Source organism: Streptomyces sp. Ag82_O1-12 (genome assembly GCF_900182715.1).
In the GTDB taxonomy this organism is placed as follows: Bacteria; Actinomycetota; Actinomycetes; order Streptomycetales; family Streptomycetaceae; genus Streptomyces; species Streptomyces massasporeus.
This window is the reverse complement of sequence record NZ_FXUW01000001.1, coordinates 2,776,268-2,799,855: the sequence shown is the minus strand read 5'-3', so window position 1 is coordinate 2,799,855 and position 23,588 is coordinate 2,776,268. Positions and strand designations below refer to the sequence as shown.

17 protein-coding genes and 1 pseudogene are annotated in these 23,588 nt (G+C 71.6%); 12 read left to right on the top strand and 6 right to left on the bottom strand.

Annotated features, from left to right (window positions below; all coding sequences use genetic code 11):
- Positions 1-181: 181 nt before the first annotated feature.
- On the bottom strand, positions 182-607 hold the full coding sequence (locus QOL88_RS12865; RefSeq protein ID WP_097216560.1) for a VOC family protein: 426 nt from the start codon (positions 605-607) through the stop codon (positions 182-184).
- Between the two features lie 100 nt (positions 608-707).
- Here QOL88_RS12865 and QOL88_RS12860 point away from each other — a divergent pair, with 100 nt between their 5' ends.
- Positions 708-1,103, top strand: a complete 396-nt coding sequence (locus tag QOL88_RS12860) for a nuclear transport factor 2 family protein (protein ID WP_097216559.1) — start codon at positions 708-710, stop codon at positions 1,101-1,103.
- Positions 1,104-1,277: 174 nt separating this feature from the next.
- Here the strand turns inward: QOL88_RS12860 and rpsT are convergent, their stop codons facing one another.
- Positions 1,278-1,544, bottom strand: coding sequence for a 30S ribosomal protein S20 (gene rpsT, locus QOL88_RS12855; protein ID WP_097216558.1), 267 nt, complete (start codon positions 1,542-1,544; stop codon positions 1,278-1,280).
- 241 nt (positions 1,545-1,785) lie between these two features.
- Here rpsT and lepA point away from each other — a divergent pair, with 241 nt between their 5' ends.
- Entirely contained in the window at positions 1,786-3,654 is a 1,869-nt protein-coding gene (gene lepA / locus QOL88_RS12850) for a translation elongation factor 4 (protein ID WP_097216556.1), read from the top strand.
- Positions 3,655-3,917: 263 nt separating this feature from the next.
- The gene (locus tag QOL88_RS12845) at positions 3,918-5,792 is read left to right on the top strand and encodes an AMP-dependent synthetase/ligase (RefSeq protein WP_097216555.1); all 1,875 of its coding nucleotides are present in this window, start codon (positions 3,918-3,920) and stop codon (positions 5,790-5,792) included.
- Between the two features lie 90 nt (positions 5,793-5,882).
- On the opposite strand, the gene QOL88_RS12840 is transcribed toward QOL88_RS12845, so the two are convergent.
- Together QOL88_RS12840 and QOL88_RS12835 are read right to left on the bottom strand one after the other, a co-directional pair.
- Positions 5,883-6,353, bottom strand: coding sequence for a response regulator (locus QOL88_RS12840; protein ID WP_097216554.1), 471 nt, complete (start codon positions 6,351-6,353; stop codon positions 5,883-5,885).
- Positions 6,350-9,116: pseudogene (locus QOL88_RS12835) on the bottom strand (ATP-binding protein). Before QOL88_RS12835 ends, QOL88_RS12840 begins: the two are co-directional and overlap by 4 nt.
- Before the next feature lie 177 nt (positions 9,117-9,293).
- On the opposite strand from QOL88_RS12835, the gene QOL88_RS12830 reads away from it, so the two are divergent.
- Positions 9,294-11,504, top strand: coding sequence for a SpoIIE family protein phosphatase (locus QOL88_RS12830; protein ID WP_373559279.1), 2,211 nt, complete (start codon positions 9,294-9,296; stop codon positions 11,502-11,504).
- 48 nt (positions 11,505-11,552) lie between these two features.
- Positions 11,553-12,785: a radical SAM family heme chaperone HemW gene (gene hemW, locus QOL88_RS12825; RefSeq protein WP_097216552.1), complete on the top strand. Its 1,233-nt coding sequence runs from the start codon at positions 11,553-11,555 to the stop codon at positions 12,783-12,785.
- A gap of 504 nt (positions 12,786-13,289) precedes the next feature.
- Here the strand turns inward: hemW and QOL88_RS12820 are convergent.
- Together QOL88_RS12820 and QOL88_RS12815 are read right to left on the bottom strand one after the other, a co-directional pair.
- Positions 13,290-14,093 carry a DUF3097 domain-containing protein gene (locus QOL88_RS12820; RefSeq protein ID WP_097216551.1) on the bottom strand — a complete coding sequence of 268 codons (804 nt, stop codon included), beginning with the start codon at positions 14,091-14,093 and terminating at the stop codon, positions 13,290-13,292.
- Between the two features lie 31 nt (positions 14,094-14,124).
- Complete coding sequence (locus QOL88_RS12815; RefSeq protein WP_097216550.1) at positions 14,125-14,856, bottom strand: MBL fold metallo-hydrolase; 732 nt, start codon at positions 14,854-14,856, stop codon at positions 14,125-14,127.
- 171 nt (positions 14,857-15,027) lie between these two features.
- On the opposite strand from QOL88_RS12815, the gene hrcA reads away from it, so the two are divergent.
- The 7 genes from hrcA (at position 15,028) to QOL88_RS12780 (ending at position 23,560) form a co-directional block, all read left to right on the top strand.
- Positions 15,028-16,044: a heat-inducible transcriptional repressor HrcA gene (hrcA, locus tag QOL88_RS12810; RefSeq protein ID WP_097216549.1), complete on the top strand. Its 1,017-nt coding sequence runs from the start codon at positions 15,028-15,030 to the stop codon at positions 16,042-16,044.
- Positions 16,044-17,180 (top strand): molecular chaperone DnaJ, encoded by a 1,137-nt coding sequence (gene dnaJ, locus QOL88_RS12805; RefSeq protein ID WP_097216548.1) that lies wholly within the window; start codon positions 16,044-16,046, stop codon positions 17,178-17,180. The genes hrcA and dnaJ overlap by 1 nt, the downstream gene beginning before the upstream one ends.
- 328 nt (positions 17,181-17,508) lie before the next feature.
- Complete coding sequence (locus QOL88_RS12800; RefSeq protein ID WP_097216547.1) at positions 17,509-18,582, top strand: nitronate monooxygenase; 1,074 nt, start codon at positions 17,509-17,511, stop codon at positions 18,580-18,582.
- Complete coding sequence (locus QOL88_RS12795; RefSeq protein WP_097216546.1) at positions 18,579-19,319, top strand: 16S rRNA (uracil(1498)-N(3))-methyltransferase; 741 nt, start codon at positions 18,579-18,581, stop codon at positions 19,317-19,319. The genes QOL88_RS12800 and QOL88_RS12795 overlap by 4 nt, the downstream gene beginning before the upstream one ends.
- Positions 19,320-19,335: 16 nt before the next feature.
- Positions 19,336-19,728: a VOC family protein gene (locus QOL88_RS12790; RefSeq protein ID WP_097216545.1), complete on the top strand. Its 393-nt coding sequence runs from the start codon at positions 19,336-19,338 to the stop codon at positions 19,726-19,728.
- A 49-nt stretch (positions 19,729-19,777) separates the two neighbouring features.
- Entirely contained in the window at positions 19,778-20,323 is a 546-nt protein-coding gene (locus QOL88_RS12785; RefSeq protein WP_097216544.1) for a hypothetical protein, read from the top strand.
- 45 nt (positions 20,324-20,368) lie between these two features.
- Entirely contained in the window at positions 20,369-23,560 is a 3,192-nt protein-coding gene (locus QOL88_RS12780; protein WP_097216543.1) for a S41 family peptidase, read from the top strand.
- The last annotated feature ends 28 nt before the right edge of the window (positions 23,561-23,588 follow it).

The following is a 23,588-nucleotide window of genomic DNA, read 5'->3' as shown; positions in this document are numbered from 1 at the left end:
CTTCAGGGACCGCCCCGCGATGGGCCTTCTCTTTATGGCACGCTTCAGGGACCACCCGGCGATGGGCCTTCCCTCTACGGCACGCTTCAGGGACCGCCCCGCGACGGGCCTTCCCTCTACGGCACGCTTCAGGCCGCCCCGCGATGGGCTCGCCCGACAGCTCTTTCCATGAACCGCCGCCTCAGAACACCGGCTCCCCCATCCCGAGCAGGTTCCCCTCGCTGTCGTGGAACCAGGCGCCGCGTTCGCCCCGTGCGCCCTTGCTCGGGTAGTTGCCGTCGATCTCGGCGATCCCGCCCCGGGTCCGGAAGCCGGGGGCGTCGACCTCCTCGAAGACCACGCCGCGCCGCTTCAGCTCGGCGACCGCGGCCTCGATGTCCTCGACCTCCAAGGCCATCTGCGTGAAGGTGCCGGGCGAGGCTCCCGTCGACCGGAACAGCACGAACTCCGCGCCGCCGCAGCGGTAGAGCAGCCCGCCGGGGCGTTCGTCCACGGGGTCCAGACCGAGTTTCTCCGAGTAGAAGCGCCGGGCCCGCTCCAGGTCCTGGGCGGGGAGTCTGGTCGCCGCGCGGACCAGGGCCGGCGCGCTCGTGTCGTCTGCGTCCATGTCTCCACTGTGCCGTGATCGAGTCGCCCTCCTCCTGCCGAAGAGGAGAATCGGGTGTATCAGCCGTACGTCGCCAAGAGACGGAGAGGTGGCGAGGGTCATGGCTGAACACCCGCACGCAGCGCTGGTCCGCAAGGGGTTCGAGGCCTTCTCACGTGGTGACTTGGACACCCTGCGGGAACTGATCGCCAAGGACGCGACCCATCACGTGCCCGGAAGTCACCCGCTTTCGGGTGACTTCAAGGGCCAGGACGCGATCATGGACATGTACCGGCGGCTCGGCGAGGAGACCGCCGGGTCGATACGTCTGGAGATGCTCGGCATCGCCGTCGACGGCCGGGGGCACGCGGTCGGCATGTGCAGGTTCACGGCCGAGCGGCAGGGCAGGAAGCTGGACGACACCGGCTGCATCGTCTTCCGGATCGTCGGCGACAAGGTCACCGACCTCGACGAATGCGTCGAGGACATCGAGAAGAACAACGAGTTCTGGTCCTGAACAGGCCGAAGGCCCCGCCGGCCGCCCTGGGGAAGGGCGGAAAGCGAGGCCTTCGGTTCAAGCTGCGGGATCCGCGCCCGCGTGGCGAACGCAGGCCGCGCGCGGATCCGGGGGTGCCGGACGGGAGCGGATGAGAGAGGGCCCGCTCGATTCCCTCCGGCGTCACATCAGATGTCAGCCCTTGATCGCGTCGACCTTCGAAGCAAGCGCCGACTTCTTGTTGGCGGCCTGGTTCTTGTGGATGACGCCCTTGGAGACGGCCTTGTCGAGGTGACGCGCGGCGAGGCGCTGGTACTCGGTGGCCTTCTCGACGTCACCCGCGGCAGCAGCCTCACGGGCCTTGCGGATCGCGGTCTTGAGGGAGGACTTGACGGCCTTGTTGCGCAGCCGCGCCTTCTCGTTGGTCTTGATCCGCTTGATCTGGGACTTGATGTTCGCCACGAATGAGCCTTCTCAGGTTCTGGCACGAGGCCGCACGGACACCGCACGATTCCCGCACCGGGTGATTTTCTTGGGTCGCGCCTCCTGCGAGAGGGCATGAGGCACAGCCACCCAGGCTACCAGCGGCCCCTTCCGCGGCCCAAACCCGTCCATGGTCCCCACCCGTGGGACCATGGAGGCTACGTATCGATCCGACCCGAGACCGCAGACACTGCGGACGCCTCAAGAATCAGGACCCTGCGTGCCCGCGATCCCCAGCCACGTGCCCGAGCCGAGCCGTACCGACCCGGCTCTGATCCGCAACTTCTGCATCATCGCGCACATCGACCACGGCAAGTCCACGCTCGCCGACCGGATGCTCCAGCTGACCGGAGTGGTCGAGCAGCGGCAGATGCGCGCCCAGTACCTCGACCGCATGGACATCGAGCGCGAGCGTGGCATCACGATCAAGTCACAGGCGGTACGTCTGCCGTGGGCCCCGACCCACGACAAGAACGACACGCACATCCTGAACATGATCGACACCCCCGGGCACGTCGACTTCACCTATGAGGTCTCCCGGTCGCTCGCCGCCTGCGAGGGGACCATCCTCCTGGTCGACGCCGCCCAGGGCATCGAGGCGCAGACCCTCGCCAACCTCTACCTGGCGATGGAGAACGACCTCAAGATCATCCCGGTGCTGAACAAGATCGACCTGCCGGCCGCGCAGCCGGAGAAGTTCTCGGAGGAGCTCGCCCACCTCATCGGCTGCGAGCCCGAGGACGTGCTCAAGGTCTCGGCGAAGACCGGCATCGGTGTGGACGCACTCCTGGACCGGGTCGTCCGCGACGTCCCGGCCCCGGTCGGCGTCAAGGACGCCCCCGCCCGCGCGATGATCTTCGACTCGGTCTACGACTCCTACCGTGGCGTGGTCACGTACGTCCGTGTCGTCGACGGGCAGCTCAACAAGCGCGAGCGCATCAAGATGATGTCGACCGGCGCAACGCACGAGCTCCTGGAGATCGGCGTCTCGTCGCCCGAGATGACCCCGGCCGACGGCATCGGCGTCGGCGAGGTGGGCTACATCATCACCGGCGTGAAGGACGTCCGTCAGTCCAAGGTCGGTGACACGATCACCAGCAAGGACAAGGGCGCCACCGAGGCCCTCGGCGGGTACAAGGACCCGAAGCCGATGGTCTTCTCCGGTCTCTATCCGCTGGACGGCTCGGACTACCCCGATCTCCGCGAGGCGCTGGACAAGCTGCAGCTCAACGACGCGGCCCTGGTCTACGAGCCCGAGACCTCCGCGGCCCTCGGCTTCGGCTTCCGCGTCGGCTTCCTCGGCCTGCTGCACCTGGACGTCATCCGTGAGCGCCTGGAGCGCGAGTTCAACCTCGAACTCATCGCCACGGCGCCCAACGTGGTCTACCGCGTGATCATGGAGGACGGGAAGGAGCACACGGTCACCAACCCGAGCGAGTTCCCCGAGGGGAAGATCGACAAGGTCTTCGAGCCGGTCGTCCGGGCCACGATCCTCGCCCCCAGCGAGTTCATCGGCTCGATCATGGAGCTCTGCCAGACCCGTCGCGGCACGCTCCTCGGCATGGACTACCTCTCCGAGGACCGCGTCGAGATCCGCTACACACTCCCCCTCGCGGAGATCGTCTTCGACTTCTTCGACAACCTGAAGTCCAAGACCCGCGGCTACGCCTCCCTGGACTACGAGCCCACCGGCGAGCAGGACGCCCAGCTGGTGAAGGTCGACATCCTGCTGCACGGCGACCGCGTCGACGCCTTCTCCGCCGTCACCCACAAGGACGCGGCCTACGCGTACGGAGTGCGGCTCGTCGCCAAGCTGCGCGAGCTGATCCCGCGCCAGGCCTTCGAGATCCCCGTGCAGGCCGCCATCGGCTCCCGGGTCATCGCCCGTGAGACCATCCGCGCCATCCGCAAGGACGTCCTCGCCAAGTGCTACGGCGGTGACATCTCGCGTAAGCGGAAGCTGCTGGAGAAGCAGAAGGAGGGCAAGAAGCGAATGAAGATGGTGGGTTCCGTAGAGGTTCCGCAGGAAGCCTTCATCGCGGTCCTGTCCAGTGATGACAGCGCGGGGTCGGGCAAGGGCAAGAAGTAACCACGGATTACCGTGGGTTACACCGCAATCCGGGTTGAACAGGGGCTCGTCGTGCGAAAGTGCGGCGGGCCCTGTGCGTATGCGGGGTAGCTCTCTGTACGAAGTGACAGGCCGCGGGCCCTTACGCGGCGGCCGGTCGCCCTTTACTCTGATCCCTGCTCGTTAGTTACTCACGAGTTAAACAACGGGCGAGACCTGCATCTCGTGAGTGCCACCCAGCCGCACCTGAGCCAGCCGCATCGTCGCGGGCCCCGGAGGATGTCGTGAGCGACACACAGACCCTGATCGAGAACCGTCCCCCGTCCGTGGCGGGCCTCTTCCTGGAGCGCGTCGCGGCCACGCCGGACGCCGAGGCCTATCGGTATCCGGTCCCATCGCCCGCGGGCCAGGGGCCGGACGAGTGGAAGTCGCTGAGCTGGGCGCAAGCATCCGAGCGGGTCTACGCCATCGCGGCGGGGCTCATCGAGCTGGGCGTGCGGGCCGAGCAGCGCGTCGCCCTCGCCGCCGGCACCCGGCTCGAGTGGATCCTCGCCGACCTCGGCATCATGTGCGCCGGCGCGGCCACGACCACGGTGTATCCGCAGACCAACGCCGAGGAGTCCGCGTACATCCTGTCGGACTCCGAGAGCCGGGTGCTGATCGCGGAGAACGCCGAGCAGCTGGCCAAGGCCGAGGAGAAGCGCGCCGAGCTGCCCGAGCTGACGCATGTCGTGGTGATCGACGCGGCCGGTGTCGAGACCGCCGACTGGATCCTCACCCTGGACGAGCTGGAGAAGCGCGGCGCGGCCCGGCTGGAGAAGGACCCCGACCTGATCAAGGAGCGGGTCGGCGCGATCACCAAGGACCAGCTGGCCACCCTCATCTACACCTCCGGCACCACGGGCCGCCCCAAGGGCGTGCGCCTGCCGCACGACAACTGGTCGTACATGGCGAAGGCGATCGCCGCGACCGGCCTGGTCAGCACCGAGGACGTGCAGTACCTCTGGCTGCCGCTCGCGCACGTCTTCGGCAAGGTGCTGACCTCGGGGCAGATCGAGGTCGGGCACGTCACCGCCGTGGACGGCCGGGTCGACAAGATCATTGAGAACCTGCCGGTGGTGCAGCCGACGTACATGGCGGCCGTGCCGCGCATCTTCGAGAAGGTCTACAACGGCGTGGCCGCGAAGGCCCGCGCCGGCGGCGGCGCCAAGTACAAGATCTTCCAGTGGGCGGCCGAGGTGGCCCGCGAGTACGCCAAGGTCTCGCAGGACAACTTCCGGCGGACCGGGACCGCGTCGGTGCCGTTCGGGCTGGGCGCGAAGCACAAGGCCGCCGACGCGCTGGTCTTCGCCAAGATCCGCGAGGCCTTCGGCGGCAACCTGCGGGCGTGCGTCTCGGGCTCCGCCGCGCTCTCGCCGGAGATCGGCTACTTCTTCGCCGGCGCCGGCATCCACATCCTGGAGGGCTACGGCCTGACCGAGTCCTCGGCCGCGTCCTTCGTGAACCCGGGCGAGGCCTACCGCACCGGCACGGTCGGCAAGCCGCTGCCCGGCACGGAGGTGCGGATCGCCGACGACGGGGAGATCCTGCTGCGCGGCCCGGGCATCATGGAGGGCTACCACAAGCTGCCCGAGAAGACCGCCGAGGTGCTGGAGACGGACGGCTGGTTCCACACCGGGGACATCGGGGAGCTGTCGCCCGACGGGTACCTGCGGATCACCGACCGCAAGAAGGACCTCATCAAGACCTCGGGCGGCAAGTACATCGCCCCGGCGGAGGTCGAGGGGCAGTTCAAGGCGGTGTGCCCGTACGTCTCCAACATCCTGGTGCACGGGGCCGACCGGAACTTCTGCACGGCGCTCATCGCGCTCGACGAGGCCGCGATCACCGAGTGGGCCAAGGAGAACGGGCTCGAGGGGAAGTCGTACGCGGAGATCGTCGCCGCGCCGGTGACCGTCGACATGGTCGACGGGTACGTGAAGCAGCTCAACGAGGGGCTTCAGCGGTGGCAGACCATCAAGAAGTTCCGGCTGCTGCCGCGGGACCTGGACGTCGAGCACGGTGAGATCACGCCGAGTCTGAAGCTGAAGCGGCCCGTTGTGGAGCGGGAGTACAAGCACCTGATCGAGGAGATGTACGAGGGCTCTCGCGAGGCGTAGGGGGCGGTGCGGGAGCGCGGGCGACCACAGGCCGTTCGTGGTCGCTCGCGCCCACGCGGCGGAGCCGCACATCGATACAGCCCCGCGCCCCTAAGGTGCGTCACCCGCCCGGCGTTTCAAGTCCTGGACCTCCGCCCTGAGGCGTTCCACCTCTCTGCCTTTTCGGTAGAGGTCCAGGAAGACGCTGACCTTCTCCCTGAGGACCCACGGGTCGAACGGCTTGGTCACGTAGTCGGCGGCGCCGGTCGCATAGCCGCGGAAGGCATAGCCCGCGTCGTCGTCCGCGCCGGTGAGGAAGATGATCGGGACGTCACGGGTCTGGTCGAGGCGTTTGATGTGGGACGCGGTCTCGAAGCCGTCCATGCCGGGCATGCGGATGTCCAGCAGGACCAGGGCGATCGGCCGGCGCAGGAGGGCCTTCAGGGCCTCCTCGCCGGAACGGGCCCGCAGGAGCGGCTCGTTGAGGGAGGCCAGCACGGCCTCCAGGGCAGTCAGGTTGTCCTCCATGTCGTCGACCAGGAGGATTCCGGCGCGTTCGGGGTGAGTGGCCGTGCTGCTCATGCCTCTTCTTCCGTGCCCTCGGGGTCCAGCAGTTCGCAGACGACCGTCAGCAGGCCGTCGATGTCCACCGGTTTGGGCACGTAGTCGTTGGCGCCGCGGGCGATGGACTTCTCCCGGTCACCGGGCATCGCCTTGGCGGTCAGCGCCACGATCGGCAGGCCCGTCCAGCGGGGTGTGCGGCGGATCGCGGAGATGGTCTCGTAGCCGTCCATCTCCGGCATCATGATGTCCATCAGGACCAGTTCGACGTCCGGGCTGCGCTCCAGCGTCTCGATGCCCTCGCGGCCGTTCTCCGCGTAGAGCACGGTCATGCCGACCCGGCCCAGGACATGCGTGAGGGCGAAGACGTTGCGGATGTCGTCGTCGACGATCAGCACCCGCCGGCCGGCCAGGATCCGGCCCGGCCTGCCGGACGTCCACGCCTCCAGCTTCGTGGGGGACGGCCAGGCGTCGTCCGTGTCGTGCGCGACCGGGAAGGGGCCGGTGGTCGGCTGGAGCGGCAGGGGCAGGTCGGCGCGGTCCTCGGGGAGGGGCACGGGAGCCGTGTGCCCGGGGCTGACGACCGGCACGTACAGGGTGAACGTGGAGCCCTTGCCGGGTTCGCTCTCGGCGACGATCCGGCCGCCGAGCAGGCCCGCGATCTCCCGGCTGATGGACAGGCCGAGCCCGGTCCCGCCGTACTTGCGGTTGGTGGTGCCGTCGGCCTGCTGGAACGCCTCGAAGATCACGGGGAGCTTCTCCGACGCGATCCCGATGCCGGTGTCGGACACGGCGAACGCGATGACGTCGCCGGTGTCCCTGACATAGCGGTGCTCGGCGTCCTCCCCCCGGTCCACCCGCAGCTCTACCTTGCCGTTCGCGGTGAACTTGATCGCGTTCGAGAGCAGGTTGCGCAGGATCTGCTGGAGCCGCTGCTCGTCCGAGAACATCTCGCGCGGTACGTCCTCGCCGACCGCGACCTCGAAGGCCAGCCCCCGGTCCAGGGTGAGCGGACGGAACGTGGCGTGGACGTAGTCGAGCAGTTTGATGAGCGGGAGCCGCTTGGGGCGTACGTCCATCCGGCCGGCCTCGATCTTCGACAGGTCCAGGATGTCGTTGATCAGTTGCAGGAGGTCCGAGCCCGAGCGGTGGATGGTCGTCGCGAACTGCACCTCCTGGTCGGAGAGATGGCCGTCGGGGTTGTCGGAGAGCAGCCGGGCCAGGATCAGCAGGGAGTTCAGCGGTGTGCGCAGCTCGTGCGACATGTTGGCCAGGAACTCGGACTTGTACTGGGAGGACGTGGCCAGCAGGGCGGCCTTCTCCTCCAGTTCGGCGTTGGAGCGCTGGAGTTCGCCCTGCTGCTTCTGGAGTTCGTCCGAGCGCTCCTGGAGCTGCATGGCCAGGCGCTGGGACTCGCCGAGCAGGGACTCCGTGCGGGAGTTGGCGATGATCGTGTTGATGGCGACGCCGATGGTGTTGACGAACTGGTCGAAGAACGCCAGGTGGACGTCGGAGAAGCGGGAGAACGAGGCGAGTTCGATGACGCCGAGAAGCTTGTCCTCGAAGAGGATCGGGATGATGACGATCGTGGTCGGGGCCGCCTCGCCGAGGCCGCTGTTGATCTTGATGTAGTCGGGCGGGGCGCCCTCCACCAGGATCCGCTTCTTCTCCCGGGCCGCCTGCGCGACCAGACCGTGCACCGGCAGGCCGCCGGTCTCGACGGTCGCGTCCTGGGCGGCGCCGTACCCGGCGATGAAGGCCAGGCCCTTGATCGGCACGGTGGTGCGCGGGGCCGCGCTGTCCTCGTCCGGGTCGGCCGGATAGAAGGCGCCGTACTGGGCGTTCACCAGCGGGGTCAGCTCGCGGAGTATCAGGTCGGCGACCTCCATCAGATCCCGGTGGCCCTGCATCAGGGCGGCGAGCCGGGCACACCCCGGACACGCCGCGCACCTGGGCACGGCCGCCCAACTGGCCCTCGGTGCCGACCTCGCGGGCGACACGGGTCACCTCGTCGGCGAAGGCGGACAGCTGGTCGACCATCGTGTTGACGGTCAGCTTCAGCTCCAGCAACTCGCCGGTCGCCTCCACCGTCACCGTGCGGGTCAGGTCGCCCCGGGCCACCGCCGTCGTCACGGCGGCGATGTCCCGCACCTGGGCGGTCAGCCGGGACGCCATCGTGTTGACGGCCTCCGTCACGTCCCGCCAACTGCCCGACAGGCCCTGCACCTTGGCCCGGCCGCCGAGCCGGCCCTCGGTGCCGACCTCGCGCGCGACCCGCGTCACCTCGCCCGTGAACAGGGAGAGCTGGTCCACCATCGTGTTGACGGCCCGGCCCAGGCGGCGCAGGTCGCCTCGCAACTGCCGCGTCCCGTCGTGCAGATCGACCCGCTGGGTCAGATCGCCGCCGGCCACCGCGTCCAGCACGCGCGTGGCGTTCGCCGCCGGGGCGACCAGGGCGTCGAGCAGCTGGTTCACGTCGTTGACCCGGGATGTCCACAGGCCCTGGCCCGGGCTGGCCGAAAGCCGCTCGTCGAGCCGTCCGTGCCGCACCAGCTCCCGTCTGACGCGCCGCGTCTCGGACGTGAAATGCACGCTGCGGTCCATGATCTGGTTGAAGACCGCGGTGAGTTCGGCCACCATCCCGTGGCCGGATTCCGGCACCTTGGTGAAATCACCGTCACGTGCCGCTGTCATGGCTGCGAGCAGGGGACGCAGATCGGATGCACGAATCTGACCGTCTTCGTGCCGGTCTTCGACCACAGGAGTAGCACTGTTCTCACTCATGGCGGCCCACTTCGGTAACTCGGCGCTTATGGGCGGGGTCAGTCTGTCACTCTGTCGGCATCGACTGTGGCGTATTCGTACGAACTGCCCGGGGAGCTGTCCATGGGGGCCATTCCGACGCAACGGGAGACCGCTTCCCGTGCCTCAGAGGCGCCTGCACACGCTTGGGAGACGCCCGTGCCCGTCCAGGAGGGGCCCGTTTCCGAGGAGCCCGCACCGTCCGCGGAGGTGATCACACCGTCCGCCGGGGCGCCCGCACCGGAGTGCGCGCGGGCGCACGCGACCCTGCCCGGCAGTTCCCTCGCGCCGGGCGCCGCACGCGCCCTGGTGCGCGCGGCCCTCACCGAGTGGACCGGGCTCGGACTGCCCGGCGCCGAGCACCTCACCGACCGCCTCGCCGACGACGCCACGCTCGTCGTCAGCGAACTCGTCACCAACGCCGTCGTGCACGCCGGCACCGACGTCGAGATGGAGTGCCGACTGGAGGGCGACACCCCCGACACGGCCGCGCTCGTCGTCGAGGTCTCCGACCACCACCCCTCCCGGGCCCCACGCGGCGGCGAGCCGGAGACGCCGCACGACACCCCCGAGTACGGGCGCGGCCTGCGGCTCGTCGGCGCGCTCTCCGAGGCGTGGGGGATCACCTACCGCACGGGCCGCAAGACCGTCTGGGCACGGCTGCCCGCCGGGGGGTGCGCGGCGGGCGAGCAGATCGAGGCGTACGCCGGGGAGCACGCGCTGGCGCGCGGCCTCCGGGTCGCGGAGATCCTGGCGCCCGAGCCGCGCCAGGACGACGAGGCAGCCGAGATCCTGGCGTCCGAATCGCACCCGGGTGACGAGGCGGTGGAGGCCCTACGGGCCTGGCGTGGCACAGGCGACCTGTGGGACCAGCGTGACGGAGAAGAGACATGGGACTCGCGGGAGGGCGGAGAGGCACGGGACTGGCCCGCCTTACGGGAGGCTCGTGACCTGCGTGACTGGAACGACCTACGGGACTGGCGGGACCGGCACGAGAACCCCGGCGGACGCAACGGGCCCGACGGCGCCTGGCTCGGCCGCGGAGCCCTCTCCTTCCTCGCCGAGGCCTCCGACCTGCTCGCCGGGCAGCTCGACGAGGACCTGGTCGCGGCCCTCGCCGGGCAGCTGATCGTGCCCCGGCTGGCCGACTGGTGCGCGGTGTGGCTGGAGGACGAGGCCACCGGCGGCGGCTGGAGCGGCGGAGCGGGCGCGGGCGGACCACGCCTCGCCCGGGTCTGGCACGGCAGCGAGAACCGCATCGAGGAGCTGCGCCGCGTCCTGGAGAAGGACCCGCCGCAGCCGTTCGACCCCACGGGGTCGTCGTCCCCGTTCGAACGCAACCGGGAGCGGGGCAGGTCCGGGCCCGTCGACTACCCCTGGCCCGGCGAGGCGCTCGGCGACGGCGAGCCCGGCTCGGCCCTCGCGTACCGGCTGGTCGCCGGGGGACGCCCGCTGGGCACCCTCGTCATCGGGCGCTCCGGGAAGGCCGGCTTCCCCGACGAGATCACCGGACTCGCGGAGGACCTCAGCCGCCGGGTGGCCCTCGCCATCGGAGCCGCCCGCCAGTACGCCCGCCAGGCCACCATCAGCGCCGTCCTGCAGCGCGGCCTGCTGCCCGGCGCCGTGGCCGAGATCCCCGGCATGCGCAGCGCCCTCGTCTACGAGCCGTGCGACAAGGGCGGCCCGAGCGGCGACTTCTACGACCTGTTCCCCGCCGGCGACGGCCGCTGGTGCTTCGCCGTGGGAGACGTCCAGGGCAAGGGCCCCGAGGCGGCCGTCGTGATCGGCCTGGCCCGGCCCTGGCTGCGGCTGCTGGCCCGTGAGGGCTACCGGGTCGCCGACGTCCTCGACCGCCTCAACCAACTGCTCCTCGACGACGCGACGGAGGCCGCCGACGCGGCGGCCCGGGCGCTGGTGGCCGCTGGCGCGCGCCCGACCCCGCCCGGCGACGGCCCCCAGACGCGCTTCCTGTCCCTGCTGTACGGCGAGCTCGTGCCCTTCGACGGCGGCGTCCGCTGCACCGTCGCCTCCGCCGGGCACCCGCTGCCGCTGCTGCTCGGGGCGGGCGGCGAGGTCCACACGGCCGCGCAGCCCCAGACCCTCCTCGGCGTCGTGGAGGACGCCACCTACACCAGCGAGACCTTCGAGCTGCGCTCCGGCGACACGCTGCTGTGCGTCACCGACGGCGTGACCGAGCGCCGCTCGGGCTCCCGCCAGTTCGACGACGGGGACGGGCTCGCGACGGCGCTGGCCGGGTGCGCCGGGCTGGACGCGGAGCTGATAGCCGAGCGGATCAAGCGGCTGGTGCACGAGTTCGGGGCGCGTCCGCCCGCGGACGATCTCGCGCTGCTGGTCCTCCAGGCGGACTGACAGCCGCTCCGGGCGGAGCGGGCGCGCCGGTGCTGGACAATGGAAGGCATGCCTTCCGCACTCCCCGACGGCGAGCCCGTCCCCGATGACGGCGCACTGCCCGCGTCCGCGCTCGCCGGGGCCGCCGACCGCCCGCTCGGGTTCTACCTGCACGTCCCGTACTGCGCGACCCGCTGCGGCTACTGCGACTTCAACACGTACACCGCGACCGAGCTGCGCGGCACCGGCGGGGTGCTGGCCTCCCGCGACAACTACGCCGAGACACTGGCCGACGAGGTCCGGCTGGCGCGCAAGGTGCTGGGCGACGATCCGCGGCCGGTGCGCACGGTGTTCGTGGGAGGGGGCACACCCACGCTGCTGGACGCCGGAGATCTCGTACGGATGCTGAAGGCCGTGCGGGACGAGTTCGGGCTGGCGGAGGACGCCGAGGTCACGACCGAGGCGAACCCGGAGTCCGTCGACCCCGCGTATCTGGCCGCCCTGCGCGAGGGGGGCTTCAACCGGATCTCCTTCGGGATGCAGAGTGCGCGGCAGCACGTGCTGAAGGTGCTGGACCGCACGCACACGCCGGGGCGGCCCGAGGCCTGTGTGGCGGAGGCCAGGGCGGCCGGGTTCGACCATGTGAACCTCGACCTGATCTACGGCACGCCGGGGGAGTCCGACGACGACTGGCGGGCGTCGCTGGACGCGGTGCTGGGGGCCGGGCCGGATCACGTCAGCGCGTACGCGTTGATCGTCGAGGAGGGGACGCAGCTCGCGCGGCGGATCCGTCGCGGCGAGGTGCCGATGACCGACGACGACGTGCACGCCGACCGGTACCTGATCGCGGACGAGGTTCTCTCGGGCGCGGGCTTCGCGTGGTACGAGGTGTCGAACTGGGCGACCTCGCGGGCCGGGCGGTGCCTGCACAACGAGCTGTACTGGCGGGGGGCCGACTGGTGGGGGGCCGGGCCCGGTGCGCACAGTCACGTGGGCGGGGTGCGGTGGTGGAACGTCAAGCACCCGGGGGCGTACGCGGCTGCGCTGGCGGCGGGGCGGTCGCCGGGGGCCGGGCGTGAGGTACTGAGCGATGAGGATCGGCGGGTCGAGCGGATCCTGCTGGAGCTGCGGCTCAGGGAGGGCGTGCCGTTGTCGCTGCTGCGGGAGGAGGGGCTTGCGGCCTCGCGCAGGGCGCTGTCGGACGGGCTCCTGGACGCCGGGGCGTATGAGGAGGGGCGAGCCGTGCTCACCCTGCGAGGGCGGTTGCTGGCGGACGGGGTTGTCCGGGACCTCGTGGACTGAGGTGCTCGGTGTGCGGGCTGCGGCGGGGTGGGTCCGCAGCCCGGCGTCGCGGAGTGCCGCCCTCCCAGGGACGGGAGCCGCCCCTGGCGGCACGCATGCCCGCAGCTGGGCGGCTGAGCGCGCCCGCAGCTGGGCGGCCGCGTGTGTCCGCAGCTCGGTGGCCGCGTGCGTCCGCCGCTATGCGGCTGCGCAGGGGCGCGGCAGGTATTGGACCGCCGTCAGGGCGCCGCGCGGCACGCATGCCCGCAGCTGCGTGGCTGAGCGCGCCCGCAGCTGGGCGGCCGCGTGTGTCCGCAGCTCGGTGGCCGCGTGTGTCCGCCGCTATGCGGCTGCGCAGGGGGGCGGCAGGTATTAGGCCGCCGTCAGGGCGCCGCGCGGCACGCATGCCCGCAGCTGCGTGGCTGAGCGCGCCCGCAGCTGGGCGGCCGCGTGTGTCCGCAGCTCGGTGGCCGCGTGTGTCCGCCGCTATGCGGCTGCGCAGGGGCGCGGCAGGTATGACCGCCGTCAGGGCGCCGTCACGAAGTCGATCAGTTCTTCCACCCGGCCCAGCAGTTCCGGCTCCAGGTCCTTGTACGAGTGGACCCCCGACAGAATCCGCTGCCAGGCCGCACCGGTGTTCTCCGGCCAGCCCAGAGCCCTGCACACGCCCGTCTTCCAGTCCTGGCCGCGTGGGACCCGGGGCCAGGCGGCGATGCCCAGGGACGACGGTTTCACCGCCTCCCAGATGTCGATGTACGGGTGGCCGACGACCAGCGCGTGCTCGCTCGTCACCGACTGGGCGATGCGCCACTCCTTCGAGCCCGGTACGAGGTGGTCCACCAGGACGCCCAGCCGCGCGTCCGGGCCGGGGGCGAACTCGGAGACGATCGACGGCAGGTCGTCGACGCCCTCCAGGTACTCCACGACCACGCCCTCGATGCGCAGGTCGTCGCCCCACACCTTCTCGACCAGCTCGGCGTCGTGCCGGCCCTCGACGTAGATGCGGCCGGCGCGGGCGACACGCGCGCGTGCGCCGGGGACGGCCACCGAACCGGAGGCCGTGCGGGTGGGACGCGCGGGGCCGCCCGGCGAGGGGCGGACGAGGGTCACCACCCTGCCCTCCAGCAGGAAGCCGCGCGGCTCCATCGGGAACACCCGGTGCTTGCCGAAGCGGTCCTCCAGCGTCACCGTGCCGGCCTCGCAGCGGATCACCGCGCCGCAGAAGCCGCTCCCCGGCTCCTCCACCACCAGGCCCGGCTCCGCCGCCACCTCGGGCACCGGTTTCGGCTTCTTCCACGGCGGGGTCAGATCGGCGGAGTACTGGCGCATTCGGATGACGATAGGAGAAGGCGAACGGCGATCACCGCGACACGCCGAAACGCGCCGCCAGCGCGTCCCGTTGCGCCCGCACGAACGCCGCGTCCACCACCGCTCCGTGACCGGGCACGTACACCGCGTCCTCGCCGCCCAGGTCGAGCAGCCGGTCCAGGGCGGCCGGCCAGTGCGACGGCATCGCGTCGGGGCCCGCCTGCGGCTCGCCGGACTCCTCGACCAGGTCGCCGCAGAACACCACCTCCGGATCGCCCGGCACCAGCACCGCCAGATCGTGCGCGGTGTGCCCCGGCCCGACGTTCGCCAGCAGCACCTGCCGACCGCCGCCCAGGTCGAGCGTCCACTCGCCGGAGACGAGGTGGCCGGGCGGGGTCAGCCGCTCCGCCGCCTCCCGGGCCGTGGGCGCCGCCAGGCCCTGGCGCACCCCGTCCTCGCGCAGTTCCTCGCGGTCCCGCGCCCGCGTCAGCAGCGCGTCCACGCCCACCGCGCCGAACACCTCGGTGTCCGGGAGCGCCGCGGCACCGAAGACATGGTCGAAGTGCGGGTGGGTCAGCGCGAGATGTGTCACACGGTGACCGGTGAGCGCCCGCGCCTGCGCGCCCAGTTTCGCGCCCTCGGCGAGGCTCGACCCCGCGTCGATCATGAGGACCGCCCCGTCCCCGGCGACCAGCCCGGTCGTGCAGTCCCACACCGGCAGCCGGCACCGCCCCACACCGGCGGCCAGGCGCTCCCATCCGAGGTCTTCCCAAGTCACCGTCATACGGCGACGCTAGCGGTGCGCCCCGCTCGGGGCACGGCGCCGCACGACCAGCCTTGCCGGGGGTGTACCCCACCGCCGTACACTGGGCCGGGGAATGCTGGCACTCGCACGCGCAGAGTGCCAGGCTCGACAGGCAGGACCACGGGCGGACGACTTCTGGAGGTGTGCGCGATGCTCAGTGAACGCAGGCTTCAGGTGCTGCGCGCCATCGTCCAGGACTACGTCGGCACCGAGGAGCCGGTGGGCTCCAAGGCCCTCACCGAGCGGCACAGCCTCGGCGTCTCCCCGGCCACCGTCCGCAACGACATGGCGGCCCTGGAGGACGAGGGGTACATCGCCCAGCCGCACACCAGTGCCGGGCGCATCCCCACCGACAAGGGCTACCGGCTGTTCGTCGACAAGCTCGCCGGCGTCAAGCCGATGACCGCGCCCGAGCGGCGCGCGATCCAGAACTTCCTGGAGGGCGCCGTCGACCTCGACGACGTCGTGGCGCGGACGGTGCGGCTGCTCGCGCAGCTCACACGTCAGGTCGCCGTCGTGCAGTACCCCTCGCTGACCCGTTCGACGGTGCGGCACGTGGAGCTGCTCTCCCTCGCGCCCGCACGCGTGATGCTCGTGCTGATCACGGACACCGGGCGGGTCGAGCAGCGGATGGTCGACTGCCCGGCGCCCTTCGGCGACGCCTCGCTCGCGGATCTGCGCGCCCGGCTCAACAGCCGTGTGGCGAACCGCCGTTTCGCGGATGTGCCGAGTCTGGTGGAGGATCTCCCGGAGGCGTTCGAGCACGAGGACCGGGGTACGGTCTCTACGGTGCTCTCCACACTCCTGGAGACGCTCGTCGAGGAGAACGAGGAGCGGCTGATGATCGGCGGCACCGCCAATCTGACCCGCTTCGGGCATGACTTCCCTCTCACGATCCGGCCGGTGCTGGAGGCGCTGGAGGAGCAGGTCGTGCTCCTCAAGCTGCTCGGCGAGGCGCAGGATCCGGGCGTGACCGTACGGATCGGTCATGAGAACGCCCACGTAGGACTCAACTCCACGTCTGTCGTGTCGGTCGGTTACGGTTCGGGCGGCGAGGCAGTCGCCAAGCTCGGCGTGGTCGGACCGACCCGCATGGACTACCCGGGAACGATGGGAGCGGTACGCGCAGTGGCACGGTACGTCGGACAGATCCTGGCGGAGTCGTAGTGGCCACGGACTACTACGCCGTACTCGGCGTGCGCCGCGACGCGTCGCAGGAAGAGATCAAGAAGGCCTTCCGGCGGCTCGCGCGCGAGCTGCACCCGGACGTCAACCCCGATCCGAAGACCCAGGAGCGGTTCAAGGAGATCAACGCCGCTTACGAGGTGCTGTCGGACCCGCAGAAGAAGCAGGTCTACGACCTCGGCGGCGACCCGCTCTCGCAGGCCGGTGGCGGCGGCGCGGGCGGCTTCGGAGCCGGCGGTTTCGGGAACTTCTCGGACATCATGGACGCGTTCTTCGGCACGGCGTCGCAGCGCGGACCGCGCTCGCGCACCCGCCGCGGCCAGGACGCGATGATCCGTATCGAGATCGAGCTCGACGAGGCCGCCTTCGGCACGACGAAGGACATCCAGGTCGACACGGCCGTCGTCTGCAACACCTGCAGCGGCGAGGGCGCGGCCCCGGGCACTTCCGCCCAGACGTGTGACATGTGCCGCGGCCGCGGTGAGGTCTCGCAGGTCACCCGGTCCTTCCTGGGCCAGGTCATGACGTCCCGCCCCTGCCCGCAGTGCCAGGGCTTCGGCACGGTGGTCCCGACCCCGTGCCCGGAGTGCGCGGGCGACGGCCGCGTCCGCTCCCGCCGTACGCTCACGGTCAAGATCCCGGCCGGTGTCGACAACGGCACGCGGATCCAGCTCGCCGGCGAGGGCGAGGTCGGTCCCGGCGGCGGTCCGGCCGGTGACCTCTACGTCGAGATCCACGAGCTGCCGCACAGCACGTTCCAGCGGCGCGGCGACGACCTGCACTGCACGGTGACGATCCCCATGACGGCGGCGTCCCTCGGCACGAAGGTGCCGCTGGAGACGCTCGACGGCATGGAGGAGGTCGACATCCGCCCGGGCACCCAGTCCGGCCAGTCGATCCCGCTGCACGGCCGGGGCGTCACGCACCTGCGCGGCGGCGGACGCGGCGACCTCATCGTCCACGTCGAGGTCCAGACCCCGACCAAGCTCGACCCCGAGCAGGAGCGCCTGCTCCGCGAGCTCTCCAAACTCCGCGGCGAGGAACGCCCCACGGGGCAGTTCCAGCCGGGGCAGCAGGGGCTCTTCTCGCGGTTGAAGGACGCGTTCAACGGGCGCTGACGCCGGCGGTGCGGCTGCTGCCGGGGGTCCGGGGGTCGTCCCCCGGGCAGGCACAGTCAGCCGGGGCAGCAGGGGTTGTTCTCGCGGTTGAAGGACGCGTTCGACGGGCGGTGACGCCGGCGGTGCGGCTGCTGCCGGGGGTCCGGGGGTCGTCCCCCGGGCAGGCACAGTCAGCCGGGGCAGCAGGGGCTGTTCTCGCGGTTGAAGGACGCGTTCAACGGACGGTGAGCGGGCCTCGCCCCGGTGACGTGAGGTGCTTGTTCCTCTGGTCTATGCCAGTCGGCAGGCCGGTTTCTGGGTTGTTCGGAGGACGTGACAACATGCGGTCATGTCCTCCGCACTGACCGATCTCTTCCCTCTCCCGATCGTGCAGGCCCCCATGGCGGGCGGCGTCTCCGTACCCCAGCTCGCCGCGGCCGTGTGCGAGGCGGGCGGGCTCGGGTTCCTCGCCGCCGGGTACAAGACCGCCGACGGGATGTACCAGGAGATCAAGCAGATCCGGAGCCTCACCGGCAGGCCCTTCGGCGTCAACGTCTTCATGCCGCAGCCGGAGTCCGCCGACCCGGCCGCCGTCGACGTCTACGCCCACCAGCTGGCCGGCGAGGCCACCTGGTACGAGGCCGAGCTCGGCGATCCGGACAGCGGACGCGACGACGGCTTCGAGGCCAAGCTGGTGGTGCTGCGCGACAACCCCGTGCCGGTCGTGTCGTTCCACTTCGGCGTCCCGAGCCGTGAGGTCGTCGACGCCCTGCACCGCGTCGGCACCTTCGTCCTGGCCGCCGCGACCACCCCCGACGAGGCCCGCGCCGTCGAACGGGCGGGTGCGGACGGGGTCATCGCCCAGGGCGTCGAGGCCGGCGGCCACCAGGGCACCCACCGGGACATCCCCGAGACGGACGGATCCGGCATCGGGCTGTTGTCGCTGATCGCCCAGGTCCGTGAGGCCGTCGGCATCCCGATCGTCGCCGCCGGCGGCATCATGCGCGGCGGCCAGATCGCCGGGGTCCTCGCGGCCGGGGCGAGCGCGGCCCAGCTGGGCACCGCCTTCCTCGCCACGCACGAGTCGGGCGCGAACGCCCTGCACAAGCAGGCGCTGACCAACCCGCTGTTCGTCCGCACCGAGCTGACCCGGGCGTTCTCCGGGCGGCCCGCGCGCGGCCTCGTCAACCGGTTCCTGCGCGAGCACGGCCCGTACGCGCCCGCCGCCTACCCCGAGATCCACCACCTCACCTCGCCGCTGCGCAAGGCCGCCGCCAAGGCCGGTGACGCGCAGGGCATGGCGCTGTGGGCCGGGCAGGGGCACCGGATGGCGCGGGAGCTGCCCGCCGGGCAACTGGTCGAGGTGCTGGCCGGTGAACTGGCCGCCGCCCGGGCCTCGTTGACGGGCGGGGGCGTGCTGTGACCGCGCCGGTGTTCGTGGTCGAGCACTTCGACGCGGGCGGCGGCGGCCGGTACGTCCTCGACGGGCCGGAGGGGCGGCACGCCGTCTCCGTGAAGCGGCTGCGCGCCGGAGAGGACGTCGTCCTCACGGACGGGACGGGCCGCTGGGCGGACTGCGTCGTGCTCGACACGGAGGGCAAGGACCGGCTGATCCTCCAGCTGGACTCGGTGTCCGAGGAGCCCGCGGAGGAGCCCCGGGTCACCGTCGTCCAGGCCCTGCCCAAGGGCGACCGCGGTGAGCTCGCCGTCGAGACGATGACCGAGGTCGGGGTCGACGCGATCGTGCCGTGGGCGGCGGCGCGCTGCATCACGCAGTGGAAGGGCGACCGCGGGGTCAAGGCGCTGGGCAAGTGGCGGGCCACGGCCCGGGAGGCCGGCAAGCAGTCCCGCCGGGTGCGCTTCCCGGAGGTCGCGGAGGCGGCGACGACCAAGCAGGTCGCCGCCCTGCTGGCCGGTGCGGACTTCGCCGCCGTGCTGCACGAGAGCGGCGACGAACCGCTGGCTACGGCCGAACTGCCGTCCACCGGTGACATCGTGCTGGTCGTGGGGCCCGAGGGGGGCGTCGCGCCGGAGGAGCTGGCGCTGTTCGAGGAGGCGGGGGCGCAGGCGTATCGCCTCGGGCGCAGTGTGCTGCGCACATCGACTGCCGGGACGGCCGCCGCGGCCGTGCTCCTGGCACGCACCGGACGCTGGTCCTGACCCGCTTGGAGGCACCGTGGAACTCGCCCAGGTTCGTCTGCTCGTGACCGACTTCTCCGCTTGCTACCGCTTCTACGGCGAGGTCCTCGGCCTCACACCGCAGTCGGGGGCGGCGCAGGGGCCGTACGAGAAGTTCAGTCCCGCGGCGGGCTCCGCGGGGATCGCGTTGCAGGACCGGTCGATGATGGCCGAGGTGCTCGACGAACTGGGCGACGCGGCGGCCGGCCACCGCTCCCTGGTGGTGCTGCGGGTGGACGGCCTGGACGCGTACTGCGAGGAGATCACGCTGCGCGGCGCGACGGTCCTGCACGGCCCGGCGCCCATGACGGACCGTATGCGGGTGGCGCATCTCAAGGACCCCGAGGGCAACGTGGTGGAGCTTCAGGAGTGGCTGCTGCTGCGCGGCTGACGCCTTTGCGCCCTACCGCGCGGCCCTCGTCAGTGGCAGGCTCCCCTCCATGGGGGCTTCGACGAGGTATCGACTGGGGCCGCGCGGGCGGCGCGTGGCGGTCGCGGCGACGTTCGCGGTGCTGGCGGTGGGCGGCGCTGTCGCCTGCGAGCCCGGCGGCATCAGCTCCGCGTCCGTCGCGTACACCACCGACGAGACCGTGACCAAAGAGCTCAACCGGCAGAAGGCGGGCGTGCGTTGGCTCACCTGCACCGCCTCCTACGGGGAGAACGGCGGGAAGTCGTCGCCCTCGGCGCGTGAGCGGACCGTCGCCACCGTCGACTGCGAGGGCGAGACCGACGACGGCAAGGACATCACCGTCGACGGCAAGGTCACCCACGCGGTGGACGGTGCCTGCGTGCGCGGAAACATCACCGCCAAGGTGGACGGCAAGGTGTGGTTCCAGGTCGACGGCCTCGGCGACTGCGACTCCACCACCCCGCCCCCCGTCGGCGGGCCCGCCGACGGCCGGCCCGGGCCGACCGTCACCGTGACCGTCACCCAGACCGTCTGGTGCGACCGGTACCCGGACTGCCGCCCCGTCGAGGGCAAGTGATCCGAACCCTGTCCGCGCGGCGTGGTCCCTGCATAGGGTGATCAGGTGACATCGTCTGCTTACCTCCGGTTCCCCCATGTGCACGGCGACCTGGTCGCCTTCACCGCCGAGGACGACGTGTGGCTCGCTCCACTCGGCGGCGGCCGAGCCTGGCGGGTCAGCGCCGACAACATGCCGGTGACCCAGCCCCGCATCTCGCCCGACGGCACCACCGTCGCCTGGACCTCCACCCGCGACGGCGCCCCCGAGGTGTTCGTCGCCCCGGTCGACGGCGGCCCGGCCAAGCGGCTGACGTACTGGGGGAGCCTCAAGACACAGGTGCGCGGCTGGACCCCGGACGGCGAGGTGCTGGCGATCAGCACCCAGGGGCAGGCGAGCCTGCGCCGCACCTGGGCACGCGCCGTCCCGCTGGACGGCGGCCCGGCCGCCACCCTGCCGTACGGGCCCGTCGGCGACGTCGCCCACGGCCCGCACACGGTGCTGCTGTCCGCGCCGATGGGGCGTGAGGCGGCCTGGTGGAAGCGCTACCGAGGCGGTACGGCGGGCAAGTTGTGGATCGACCGCGAGGGCGACGGGGAGTTCGTGCGGCTGCACGAGGACCTCGACGGCAACCTCGAGTACCCGCTGTGGGTCGGGGACCGGATCGCCTTCCTCTCCGACCACGAGGGCACCGGAGCGCTCTACTCCTCCCTCGCCGACGGCTCCGACCTGCGCCGGCACACGCCGCTCGACGGCTTCTACGCCCGGCACGCCGCGACCGACGGCACCCGGGTCGTCTACTCCAGCGCCGGTGAACTGTGGGTGCTGGACGACCTGGAGGGGGCCGAGCCGCGGCGGCTGGACGTGCGGCTGGGCGGACAGCGCGCCGACCTGCAACCCTTCCCGGTGAACGCCTCCCGGTGGTTCGGATCGGCGTCCCCCGACCACACGGCGCGCGGCAGCGCGGTCGCCGTCCGCGGCTCCGTGCACTGGGTCACCCACCGCGCCGGACCGGCCCGCGCACTGGCCGCGACACCGGGTGTACGGGCCCGCCTGCCGCGCACGTTCCGGACGGACGGCGAGCAGTGGGTGGTGTGGGTGACGGACGCCGAGGGCGACGACGCCCTGGAGTTCGCGCCCGCCACCGGACTCGCCCCCGGGGCGACGCCCCGCCGGCTCGCCGCCGGGCAGCTCGGCCGGGTGCTGGACCTCGCCATGGCGCCCGACGGCAGCCGAGCGGCCGTGTCCTGCCACGACGGGCGCCTGCTGCTCGTGGAGCGGGAGACGGGCGAGGTGCGGGAGGTCGACCGCAGCGAGGACGGCGATGTGTCGGGCCTCGTCTTCTCGCCCGACTCCTCCTGGCTGGCCTGGTCCCACCCCGGCCCCCGGCCCCTGTGCCAGCTGAAGCTCGCCAACACCACCGACCTGTCGGTCACCGAGGCCACCCCGCTGCGCTTCCAGGACTACGCGCCCGCGTTCACGATGGACGGCAAGCACCTCGCGTTCCTGTCGACCCGCTCCTTCGACCCGGTCTACGACGAGCACGTCTTCGACCTGGCCTTCGTGGTGGGCGCCCGGCCGCATCTGATCACCCTCGCGGCCACCACGCCCTCCCCGTTCGGGCCGCAGCGGCACGGCAGGTCCTTCGAGACGCCCGACCGTGAGGAGACCCCCGACAGCGAGGGCACCCCCACCACCCGCATCGACCTCGAGGGCCTCGCCGACCGCATCGTGCCCTTCCCGGTCGAGGCCGCCCGCTACACCAACCTGCGCGTCGCCAAGGACGGCGTCCTGTGGCTGCGCCACCCGGTCGCCGGTGTGCTCGGCGCGTCCCGGGCCACTCCGGACGACCCCGAGCCCAAGTCCGAGCTGGAGCGCTACGACCTCGCCCAGCAGCGCGTCGAGCATCTCGCCGTCGACGCCGACCACTTCGCGGTCAGCGGCGACGGCAAGCGGGTGCTGCTGTGGACCGACGGGCGGCTGAAGGTCGTCCCCAGCGACCGGCGTGCCTCCGGCGACGACGACAGCGACTCCAACATCACCGTCGACCTGGGCCGCGTACGCCAGTTCGTCGACCCGGCGGCCGAGTGGCGCCAGATGTTCGACGAGAACGGCCGCATCATGCGGGACCACTTCTGGCGGCCCGACATGAGCGGCGTCGACTGGGACGGCGTCCTCGACCGCTACCGCCCGGTCGTGGACCGGTGCGCCACCCACGACGACCTCGTCGACCTGCTGTGGGAGGTGCAGGGCGAACTCGGCACCTCGCACGCCTACGTCACGCCGCGCGGCGGCCGCGGCGGCGGCCCCCGCCAGGGTCTGCTCGGAGCCGACATCTCCCGCCACGAGGACGGCAGTTGGCGCGTCGACCGCATCCTGCCCTCCGAGACCTCCGACCCGGACGCCCGCAGCCCGCTGGCCGCGCCGGGAGCCGCGGTACGCCCCGGGGACGCCATCGTGGCGATCGCGGGACAGCCGGTCGACCCGGTTCTCGGCCCCGGCCCGCTGCTGATCGGCACGGCCGACAAGCCGGTGGAGCTGACCATCTCCCCCTCCGGCGGTGGCGACCCGAGGCACGCCGTCGTCGTCCCGGTCGCCGACGAGGAACCCCTGCGCTACCACGCCTGGGTCGCCGACCGCCGCGCCTACGTCCACGAGAAGTCCGGCGGCCGCCTCGGCTACCTCCACGTCCCGGACATGCAGGCCCCCGGCTGGGCCCAGATCCACCGCGACCTGCGCGTCGAGGTCGCCCGCGAGGGCCTGGTCGTCGACGTCCGCGAGAACCGCGGCGGCCACACCTCCCAGCTGGTCGTGGAGAAGCTGGCCCGCCGCATCGTCGGCTGGGCCGTCCCGCGCGGCATGCGGCCCTACAGCTACCCGGAGGACGCCCCGCGCGGCCCCGTCGTGGCCGTCGCCAACGAGTTCTCCGGCTCCGACGGCGACATCGTCAACGCGGCGATCAAGGCCCTCGGCCTCGGCCCGGTCGTCGGCACCCGCACCTGGGGCGGCGTCATCGGCATCGACAGCCGCTACCGCCTGGTCGACGGCACCCTGGTCACCCAACCCAAGTACGCCTTCTGGCTGGAGGGCTACGAGTGGGGAGTGGAGAACCACGGCGTGGACCCGGACGTGGAGGTCCTGCAACGCCCCCAGGACTACGCGGCGGGCAGGGACACCCAACTGGACGAGGCCATCCGACTGGCACTGGAGAGCCTGGAGACAGCACCTGCAAAAACGCCTCCAGGCCTGCCGACTTAAGGGGCGCGGGGCTGTATCCATGTGCGGC

Excerpts from the sequence above, each read along its gene's own strand:
- hemW (WP_097216552.1), top strand. The coding sequence starts at position 11,553 with ATGCCTTCCGCACTCCCCGACGGCGAGCCCGTCCCCGATGACGGCGCA.
- QOL88_RS12820 (WP_097216551.1), bottom strand. The coding sequence starts at position 14,093 with ATGCGCCAGTACTCCGCCGATCTGACCCCGCCGTGGAAGAAGCCGAAA.
- QOL88_RS12865 (WP_097216560.1), bottom strand. The coding sequence starts at position 607 with ATGGACGCAGACGACACGAGCGCGCCGGCCCTGGTCCGCGCGGCGACC.
- QOL88_RS12815 (WP_097216550.1), bottom strand. The coding sequence starts at position 14,856 with ATGACGGTGACTTGGGAAGACCTCGGATGGGAGCGCCTGGCCGCCGGT.
- QOL88_RS12860 (WP_097216559.1), top strand. The coding sequence starts at position 708 with ATGGCTGAACACCCGCACGCAGCGCTGGTCCGCAAGGGGTTCGAGGCC.
- QOL88_RS12785 (WP_097216544.1), top strand. The coding sequence starts at position 19,778 with ATGGGGGCTTCGACGAGGTATCGACTGGGGCCGCGCGGGCGGCGCGTG.
- hrcA (WP_097216549.1), top strand. The coding sequence starts at position 15,028 with ATGCTCAGTGAACGCAGGCTTCAGGTGCTGCGCGCCATCGTCCAGGAC.
- QOL88_RS12840 (WP_097216554.1), bottom strand. The coding sequence starts at position 6,353 with ATGAGCAGCACGGCCACTCACCCCGAACGCGCCGGAATCCTCCTGGTC.
- QOL88_RS12800 (WP_097216547.1), top strand. The coding sequence starts at position 17,509 with ATGTCCTCCGCACTGACCGATCTCTTCCCTCTCCCGATCGTGCAGGCC.